This window comes from Dehalococcoidia bacterium, from assembly GCA_041653995.1.
In the GTDB taxonomy this organism is placed as follows: Bacteria; Chloroflexota; Dehalococcoidia; order GIF9; family UBA5629; genus CAIMUM01.
Genome location: JBAZEK010000048.1, coordinates 1 through 3,843 on the forward strand (window position 1 = coordinate 1; position 3,843 = coordinate 3,843).

Below are 3,843 nucleotides of genomic sequence, written 5' to 3' on the forward strand. Positions count from 1 at the left end.
CTGCCCGGTATGCGTCTGCCGGGTCCACGTCCCCAACTCAAAGCCTGGATTTTGCATCATAAATCCTTCCGCTAATTCAGATACCCGGAACCATCCAGATAACAAAAAGCACCCACAAAGATGGGCGCTTTACGGCGATCTTTTCAACGACGGTGAAACCGGACCCGGTGTGACCGTCTTAACTTACTATTTCTGTATCATCCACCGCGAGCAGCTCCTCAATTGCGCGCACGATCATCAACAATCCGCGCCTCACTAAATTCAGGAACTGCCGCTGTTGTTTGCTCATACCTCCATTGTACAACCAGACACCTCACTGTCAATACCGTGAGGCGCTCGCTGGGAGACTTATTCCATAAACCGGGTCCCAGGCAATTCCAACTGCTCGCCAAATTCCGTCTCCATCCCCAATGCCAAAGGGACATTCAGCTCCGCAGCGACCACCCGCGCCACCGTCTCTACCATCGTGCCTAACTCCCCGTCAACCTCCAGCGCCAACCGCACTCCCACACGAGCCCGGCGGCGCTGTTCATACACCGTATCAAATAGCAGGTTCCACAGCCGCACCACGTCCCTGCCTCCGCTGAACGCGATCCCACCAATCGCCGACTCCCCTTGCACGCGCACTTCCGGCACACAAAACCTATTCTCCGGCGGCAACAATCGCACTACGATCCAGCCGCGCATGCCTCACCTCGCTCATTCTGTGCTTGTAAATCGAAAGACTGCCCATACATTTGCGCCACCAGAAAATCTTGGATGATCTTCGCCAATGGATCACCCGGCACATAATGCCAATTGCGGATAATCCACAGTAACAACGTCTCCGCTGATGCGAACTGCATGGCAAACCTCCTATATTGAAAGAAAAGCGCGTGCCGATGTCCACGCCCATAATCACAACAATTCAAGATTGCCCGCGTCACTGCGCAGGACTTCCTCACACGCCACCGGCTCGCAGTCACGTCCTCTACGCGTGTGGCTACCGTCAACTAAAATGGGCACCTCCCCGCACCTCGCCGGTGCAGCCTCTCGGAAGGTGGAATGTGCCTCGTCACAGCGTTATATACTCGAACTGGAATCAGCAGCATAGCAATAATGACGCCGAATACGAGCAACAGCGCACGTCCGCACCATATCATCAATGTGATGAGCGGCTCTATATCATATAGCTCGATACACGCAATAATGAAACGATCCAAACGACCTAGCACTCGATCTATCATACTACCCTACCTCGCTTGGCGGCCTAACGGCTGGCTTCACCCGCGCCGCGATTCGTTCCCGGCGCTTCCACTGCACGCAGCGAAGCGGCGTCGGATGCAAGCGGTGTTGGGCCGCCCTGTAAATATGCAATGGCCTCTTGTTCAGACGCGATTATACAAAATTGCTTATTTGATTCTGCCGCCGTGGCTGAGAGTATAGTAAACCAAATTTGAACTTCTTTAATTTTTACGATCATAATGCTCCTAAGTCCGCCTAACGAACGAGCTTCACTTGCGCGGCGTCTCGTTCCTGATCGTCGTCGTTCCCGCTGCTAGCCGCGTCAAGTGCAAGCGGTGTTAGGCGCGAAACGACACACGCCCCCCAATGCATGTCGGTCGCGTCACCGACCTCGGTGACGACAAACAACTGACCAATGTGGGGCGTTGCTAATTTTTCATCTGGATAGATCGTTATGGTATATGGCATCGTTTCCGCCTAACGGCCAGGCTTAAGCCGCTGCGCGGGTAGTGCCTGATCTTCGCCCGGCACGGCTGCCAGCGCAGTCGGTCTTGAAGCGGTGTTAGGCCGCCGCACATAGTGCGAGTATCCGTATTTCGTCAAACCGCTCCGGCGCATCTCGCCGGCTTTACGCGCAACTCGCACGAGATTCTCGGTTCCAACTGAGGTGGCAATCTCGTCGAATACGACCTGATCATCATGCAGCGTGACGATTTCGAGCGCAACGAGAATCCCACGGTAGAAATCATCGCTCATTCCCATAGCTACCTCCTGCCGCGCTTGGCGGCCTAACGGACAGGTTCAGGCGCGAGGCGGGTATCGCCTTCCGCGTCATCAGCAGGCACGATAGCCTCGTCGCCTGCAACGGGTGTTGGGCCGCGACGCCTGGCCTCGATGAGTTGACGCCATTGTGCAGCACGCTCGTTCATCGCCTGTGCGCATCCAGCCAACCACGCCGCACGACTAAAATCTTTATCCTTGAAAGACTCATCTGCTTTCTGACTATAAAGTTGCTCGCTCTCATCTAGTATCTTGACAATAACCAGGGTTTGTCCAGGAGTAAGCAATCGCTTGAATCTCTTGACTTCTGCAAGCGGGAAGTGTGGTATACCGCTTTGCATCAGTACATCAAAGACGCTGCATTTCAAATCGTCAGCGCATTTCCTATACCAACTTGCTGTATTCATTTCATTCATCGCTATACCTCCCGCCGCTTTCGCGGCCTAACTGCCGTGCTTAAGCTGCCGCGTGGGTATTACCCAGATCGTCGCTTTGCTCGCTGCCAGCCGCGTCGCCTACAACCGGTGTTAGGCGGAATACGGCTTGATGCGCAACCTTCTGTTCAACAAATACAATGGTGTCGTTATGATTTCCGCCGTGAGGGACAAGCAATAATTCGATAGGCTTGTATCCTCGCTCCTTGCCCATTCCGGCACTATTCCACCCGCAAGAAATCACATAGCCACCAACACACAAAATCCGGTCTATCACGTCACGCTCTTTGCTCCAATTTGTAGAATGGTCTTGACTGTCTTGTATTCCATAATGCCTGCCAATACCGGCGTAAACCTCTTTTACTTGTTGCCGAGAATATGGCGGATCGAAAATCAGCAAGTCAGGAGATACCGCTTTGTCGCGCAACATAACCAAAAAATCATAGGCGTCCAAATGATACTCCGCTGCCGTCTCAGGATTGAGGTCGTTTGTATACGTTGCCCACCGCTTGTTTCTCGCAAACGGGTCAACGCTGATTTCAGACTGCCGTAAGTAGCGTTTAACCATTGCACCTATCGGGCCTATATCAAAAGTATCTGGTGAAGGCATAGCCCATATTCGACAAATGTTCATAGTATTCCGCCTAACGGCCAGGGTTTAGGCGCGCGGCGGGTATGGCCTGTTTTCCACCGTGCGAGTTGATAGCCGCGTCGCCTACAACCGGTGTTAGGCGGAAACGGATAACAACGCCAGAGAATGGCAATCCATAGTGCCTCTCGAAAAATGCGCGAAATCCGTCAACGTCTCTGAATCCGTCAGCGAGTGCCATTTGCACCTGTTCCCATTTGAGCATATCGGCATCGTCCAGGCTCATCCTGTCGTTATGAATCTCAATTGATTGCACGGATTCGCAAATTGCTACCCCTATTTTTTTACAACGCGCCGTGCGCATCCCGGTATACAGATGCAGAATGTCGCCCGGTTTTATCGGGCGCTTGCGAATCTGGCGGATAGTTTGTTTCTTCTCTCCGCGCTGTATCGCTCCAACAAAATCGCACTTAAAATTCAATGCTGGCATAATGCCTCCTATAGTTTTCCGCCTAACGGCCTAGTTTGAGCGGCGCGGCGTTTCCTGCTCGCCCAACGCCTGCTGCTGTTCCGCGTCCGCTCCAAACAGTGTTAGGCGGCGACGGCAAATTTTACAATCTACGACATCCGACAGATCATCGGTTTCCGGGAAAAGCGGCACATCGTCGCGTCCGATAATGATACGCCGCCCGCAGAGAGTTGTGTTTGCATCGAGCGTCCAATGCCAGTGCGTGAAATCAAATCCGCGTGGCGCAAACCTGTTCCGTCGTATCGCCCATCGTACTGCGTGTCCTGTCATAGTCGTCCGCCTAACAC

Annotated in this window: 9 protein-coding genes; all 9 read right to left on the bottom strand. The window is 53.3% G+C overall.

The features are described from left to right. Positions 1 to 348: 348 nt before the first annotated feature. Positions 349 to 687, bottom strand: coding sequence for a hypothetical protein (locus WC359_15105; GenBank protein ID MFA5401778.1), 339 nt, complete (start codon positions 685 to 687; stop codon positions 349 to 351). Further along, positions 669 to 845, bottom strand: a complete 177-nt coding sequence (locus tag WC359_15110; GenBank protein ID MFA5401779.1) for a hypothetical protein — start codon at positions 843 to 845, stop codon at positions 669 to 671. The genes WC359_15105 and WC359_15110 overlap by 19 nt, the downstream gene beginning before the upstream one ends. Before the next feature lie 404 nt (positions 846 to 1,249). Beyond that, positions 1,250 to 1,462, bottom strand: a complete 213-nt coding sequence (locus WC359_15115) for a hypothetical protein (GenBank protein MFA5401780.1) — start codon at positions 1,460 to 1,462, stop codon at positions 1,250 to 1,252. A gap of 17 nt (positions 1,463 to 1,479) precedes the next feature. Further along, a complete protein-coding gene (locus WC359_15120; protein MFA5401781.1) occupies positions 1,480 to 1,692 on the bottom strand; it encodes a hypothetical protein in 213 nt (70 codons plus the stop codon). Between the two features lie 9 nt (positions 1,693 to 1,701). Beyond that, positions 1,702 to 1,980, bottom strand: coding sequence for a hypothetical protein (locus WC359_15125; GenBank protein ID MFA5401782.1), 279 nt, complete (start codon positions 1,978 to 1,980; stop codon positions 1,702 to 1,704). Positions 1,981 to 2,012: 32 nt separating this feature from the next. Further along, positions 2,013 to 2,420 (bottom strand): hypothetical protein, encoded by a 408-nt coding sequence (locus tag WC359_15130; GenBank protein MFA5401783.1) that lies wholly within the window; start codon positions 2,418 to 2,420, stop codon positions 2,013 to 2,015. A 40-nt stretch (positions 2,421 to 2,460) separates the two neighbouring features. Then, complete coding sequence (locus tag WC359_15135) at positions 2,461 to 3,072, bottom strand: adenine-specific DNA methylase (GenBank protein ID MFA5401784.1); 612 nt, start codon at positions 3,070 to 3,072, stop codon at positions 2,461 to 2,463. 10 nt (positions 3,073 to 3,082) lie between these two features. Continuing rightward, entirely contained in the window at positions 3,083 to 3,517 is a 435-nt protein-coding gene (locus WC359_15140) for a hypothetical protein (protein MFA5401785.1), read from the bottom strand. Between the two features lie 30 nt (positions 3,518 to 3,547). Beyond that, on the bottom strand, positions 3,548 to 3,843 hold a 296-nt coding region (locus WC359_15145; GenBank protein ID MFA5401786.1), incomplete at its 5' end, for a hypothetical protein.

Coding starts and splice junctions, on each gene's coding strand:
- WC359_15135 (MFA5401784.1), bottom strand. CDS start 3,072: ATGAACATTTGTCGAATATGGGCTATGCCTTCACCAGATACTTTTGAT.
- WC359_15125 (MFA5401782.1), bottom strand. CDS start 1,980: ATGAGCGATGATTTCTACCGTGGGATTCTCGTTGCGCTCGAAATCGTC.
- WC359_15110 (MFA5401779.1), bottom strand. CDS start 845: ATGCAGTTCGCATCAGCGGAGACGTTGTTACTGTGGATTATCCGCAAT.
- WC359_15105 (MFA5401778.1), bottom strand. CDS start 687: ATGCGCGGCTGGATCGTAGTGCGATTGTTGCCGCCGGAGAATAGGTTT.
- WC359_15130 (MFA5401783.1), bottom strand. CDS start 2,420: ATGAATGAAATGAATACAGCAAGTTGGTATAGGAAATGCGCTGACGAT.
- WC359_15140 (MFA5401785.1), bottom strand. CDS start 3,517: ATGCCAGCATTGAATTTTAAGTGCGATTTTGTTGGAGCGATACAGCGC.
- WC359_15120 (MFA5401781.1), bottom strand. CDS start 1,692: ATGCCATATACCATAACGATCTATCCAGATGAAAAATTAGCAACGCCC.
- WC359_15115 (MFA5401780.1), bottom strand. CDS start 1,462: ATGATCGTAAAAATTAAAGAAGTTCAAATTTGGTTTACTATACTCTCA.